The organism is Oleiphilus sp. HI0086 (assembly GCF_001635225.1).
The window spans coordinates 1-4,132 of record NZ_LWFZ01000430.1 but is presented as its reverse complement, the minus strand read 5'-3'; the positions used below and the strand labels follow the sequence as shown (position 1 = coordinate 4,132).

The window sequence follows — 4,132 nt, the reverse complement described above, 5'->3', positions numbered from 1 at the left end:
GGCAATATCGACCCTCTTGAAGAAGTGGCTGAAATCGCGCGCGAGTTTAAGGCTCACTTTCATGTCGATGCAGCCTGGGGTGGCCCGACATTATTTTCAAAATACATTACAGATGAGTGTGGCAACCACGATAGTTATTCTCACTGTCTGAAGTTTATATCGCCTGATGAGCTCTTACTTACCAAGCCCGAGTGCCAGTTACTGCTAATCGATGAAGCTGCCGGAATTCCAGCGTCTACATTGAGTGAACTACTAAAGCACTATTCTAGAATCGTATTTTCAAGCACCATCCATGGCTACGAAGGCAATGGTCAAGGCTTTGCAATTCGTTTTAAGAAACAACTCGACCTACTAACACCCAAGTGGAAAAGCATTCATCTAAGCCAGCCAGTTCGTTGGGCCGAGAATGACCCCTTAGAAAATTGGATGAGTCGGCTATTATTTTTATCCTTGAATGACGATTCATTTAGCCAAAAACGTAGTGTAAAAAACAAACATACAGAGATGAACGTGCTCTGGCCTTCACAGCAGCAACTAGCCTCCGAGCCTAAACTCCTTGAGCAGGTTATTTCATTGCTAGTGAATGCTCACTATCAAACTTCCCCTGACGATATAAGACTTATACTTGATCATCCCGGTGTGTTGCTAGCTTGTGGTTTCAAAGATCATATAGAAAGTGAGCAACAAGGTGAGTTGATCTCAGCAATGCTGATAATACGAGAAGGGGGGATTTTAGAAAGCACTCTGCAACAAGAGATCCTCGCAGGAAAGCGACGCTTACGTGGCCACTTAGTTCCGCAGACTCTTGCTACCCTCTCTGGCGATATCAAAAACCTGGAACAACACTCATTGCGTATAATGCGTATTGCAGTACGCGCTGAATACGAGAATCAAGGGCTCGGTAGCCAACTAATTGAAGAAGCTTTACAAGTCGCGAAAACTAAACACCTTGATTGTCTTACTACAGCATTTGGACTGACAACCGAGTTGCTTTCTTTCTGGTCAAAGAATCAGTTTTCGCTTCTCAAACTTGGTCTTCAACGTGATAATGCTAGTGGCTGTTATGCCGCGATTATGCAAAGGCCGATATCTTTGTCTGCACAGGAAAATTTGGCTCTATTAGAAAGTATCTATGCCAGAAATTTGCTCAGTGGTATCAGTAGACAATATCAACACCACACTAGCGATACGCTGTATGATGCGCTAACAGAAGCGAAAATTCCAGCAGTAGAGCTAAGGCTAGACAGCAGGCAGCTTGCTCAACTTCAACGCTTTGCTAGCCATAAGTTGGCCATCGAAGAATGTATGAGCGAGTTGATCAGTTTGACCTTATCTTGCTTCAAACAAAAAAATAAAAAAAGTTCAATCAAGCGCCCGCTACAAGTACTGATTCGACGGGTTTTACAAGCTCGTTCAATTTCTGATTGTGTGGAGGAGTTTAATTTTAGTGGGAAAAAAGACCTGGATAAGCATCTTAGAGAGGCCGTTCAAGTACTTTTAGAGCAGCTAAGCAGCCCTAAAATACTTTGAAATCAGGAAGGCTCAGCGCTTAAATACTAAAGCTCGAACCACAACCACAGGTTGTTTCTGCATTCGGATTGGTCACAGAAAACTGAGCACCTTTTAGGCCTTCAGTATAATCAACTGTCGCTCCGACGAGGTATTGATAACTCATGGCGTCGACAACCAGGTCTACACCCTGCTTGCTAACAACCGTATCATCTTCTGAAAGGTCTTCATCAAAAGTGAAGCCATATTGAAAACCCGAGCAACCACCGCCAGTCACATAAACGCGTAGCTTAAGAGCAGGATTTTCTTCCTCCTCAACCAGCTGTTTAACTTTACTCGCCGCCGCGTCGGTAAAAAATAGCGGGCTTGGCACATGAGTTTCTACAATGCTCATTGGTTCTCCGGCATTTGATTCTAATATTAGAATACTAAAACAATGTCATACTTCTATACAGAGCATTATCCAATTAACCTAGTAAAACAGTCAACTATTTCATTTAGCCATTATTAGAATCTGAACCCGACACGGCTTTTAGCGCAACTTGCTCAGCGGCTTTAGTCTCTGTGCTTTCACCTGAGTCATGATTCTTAATTGATACAGGCTCTTTATGGTGAACCAGGTTACCATTAACCTCAGCACCCATCGCCATTTCGATCAGATGATAATAAACATTCCCTTTTATTGACGCATTCTTGGCCAGCTCAATATGCTTCGAAGCATAAACATCGCCATGGACTGTACCGTTAACAATGATATGAGGTGCAATCACATCACCGTCTATTTCACCAATATCGCTAATACGAACAATCGCTTCACTGTCTTCTTCAGCGCGGATGGTGCCACGAATTAAACCATCGATATGTAAACCGCCAGAGAATTGAAGATCACCCTCTATCTGGGTTTTACTTGATACCAGAGTATCAAAATGAATATTCGGACTATTATGACGCCCTTTCCCTTTTTGTTTACTCTTGCCCCACATAATGATTCTCCCAAAAGTCTCTAAATTTTTTGATCAACTAACTGCTGCCAATCGAAGCTCTGTTCAATACGAGACGCTTTCTTTCCCTTCGACTGAGCAACCACTTGGATACCTGTCGGCACAAAACCTTTCGGTAGCAGCAGATCTCCGGCTATATCCTGAAAATACTTGAATTTAAACTTGATACCCAAAGCCGTTTGCTGCTCTGATATATCTCTTAAGGCTAGAACAGTTTCTTCTTCGCCCTGCATACCTATCACGTTAATCGCAACATTCCCGGATACGTAGCTCTTGTTATCAGCCACTTGCGCTAAGACAATTTTGTAGTCAAAACGCCTATCCGTTGCACCTAGCTGAATCTCGGCTTTCTGTACTTGTAAGCCTCGCGAGTTATCTGAAGGCGCCATAATATTTTGATAAAATGACAAGTCCTTTTCTAACTGCGACACGCGAGCCTTGTAATCCCTGATCGTCTCCTGAATTTCCTGCTTTGCCAGGTCATCAATCGTCCGACCGCTTTCAAGGTTTGCGACTTGCTGCCGTAAAGCGACTTCTTCCTCTTTTAAAGCAGCATACTCTTGTGCAACTTTTGCTAATTCTTGAACGACCTTTTCGTGTGCCTGTTTTATTTGGTAATCGCCCAAAAGAAAACTTAGGACGCCCATGACCAAAATGCCAATTGCAAAAATCACCCGCCGTTTTAATTTAATACCTGGCTTGTGCTTAACTACAATCAGACGATCTTCAGCTTTCCGTTTTACCATTCTAGTACAATCTCACCTAGGTGTTAGGGCATCAATGCCACTTGCTGTAAGCCCATCATCTCATCAAAACCAAACATAAGATTCATGTTCTGAATCGCCTGGCCAGAAGAGCCTTTTACCAGGTTATCAATAACCGACAATACAATAATTGTATTACTGCCAGGTTGCTGGTGCAGTGCAATTCGGCACATATTCGACCCCTTAACGGAACGGGTTTCTGGCAAAGAGCCTAGCGGCATCACATCGACAAAAGGCTCATCCTTATAGCGCTCTTCATAGATAGCTTGAGCCTGCTCCAGACTTAATTCAGCATCAGGCTTAGGTTGTATATACAAAGTCGCTTCGATCCCTCTAATCATGGGCACGAGATGAGGAACAAAGGTCACATTAACAGGCGATCCGTTTGCTTCACTCAAAATTTGCTGGATCTCGGGTAAATGGCGATGCCCGGAAACACCGTAAGCTTTAAAGCTATCAGCGCATTCCGATAACAGCATACCAACTTTAGCTGCACGCCCAGCACCACTGGTGCCTGTTTTAGCATCTGCAATGAGACGATCCGCCTGGACTAAGCCTTGCTCAACTAAAGGTAAAAAGCCCAACTGAATAACCGTAGGAAAACACCCAGGGCAAGCAACTAATTTGGCATCTTTAATTTGTTCACGATAGATTTCAGGCAGGCCATATGCAGCCTGAGGAATTAATTCAGGGCAGGCATGCTTCTGGTCATACCAACTTTCCCATACATCTACATCTTTCAAACGAAAGTCACCTGAAAGATCAATGGTACGCAAGCCGGAATCTATAAATTCAGACATCATTGACTGAGCCACACCGTGTGGCGTTGCAAAGAAGATAAGATCACAGCCAGCTAGT

At 43.6% G+C, this 4,132-nt stretch carries 5 protein-coding genes; 1 reads left to right on the top strand and 4 read right to left on the bottom strand.

Annotated features, from left to right (window positions below; genetic code table 11):
• The coding region (locus A3756_RS05395; RefSeq protein ID WP_156490293.1) for a GNAT family N-acetyltransferase at window positions 1-1,530 on the top strand (1,530 nt) is incomplete at its 5' end.
• Window positions 1,531-1,549: 19 nt separating this feature from the next.
• Here A3756_RS05395 and erpA read toward each other — a convergent pair.
• The 4 genes from erpA to argC all read right to left on the bottom strand — a co-directional run.
• The gene (gene erpA, locus A3756_RS05390; RefSeq protein ID WP_068510038.1) at window positions 1,550-1,903 is read right to left on the bottom strand and encodes an iron-sulfur cluster insertion protein ErpA; all 354 of its coding nucleotides are present in this window, start codon (window positions 1,901-1,903) and stop codon (window positions 1,550-1,552) included.
• Between the two features lie 103 nt (window positions 1,904-2,006).
• Window positions 2,007-2,492 carry a polymer-forming cytoskeletal protein gene (locus A3756_RS05385; protein WP_068510036.1) on the bottom strand — a complete coding sequence of 162 codons (486 nt, stop codon included), beginning with the start codon at window positions 2,490-2,492 and terminating at the stop codon, window positions 2,007-2,009.
• 20 nt (window positions 2,493-2,512) lie between these two features.
• Window positions 2,513-3,256, bottom strand: a complete 744-nt coding sequence (locus A3756_RS05380) for a DUF6776 family protein (RefSeq protein WP_068510034.1) — start codon at window positions 3,254-3,256, stop codon at window positions 2,513-2,515.
• Window positions 3,257-3,279: 23 nt separating this feature from the next.
• Window positions 3,280-4,132 (bottom strand): N-acetyl-gamma-glutamyl-phosphate reductase (gene argC / locus A3756_RS05375; RefSeq protein WP_068553030.1); only part of this gene is annotated, 853 nt, incomplete at its 5' end.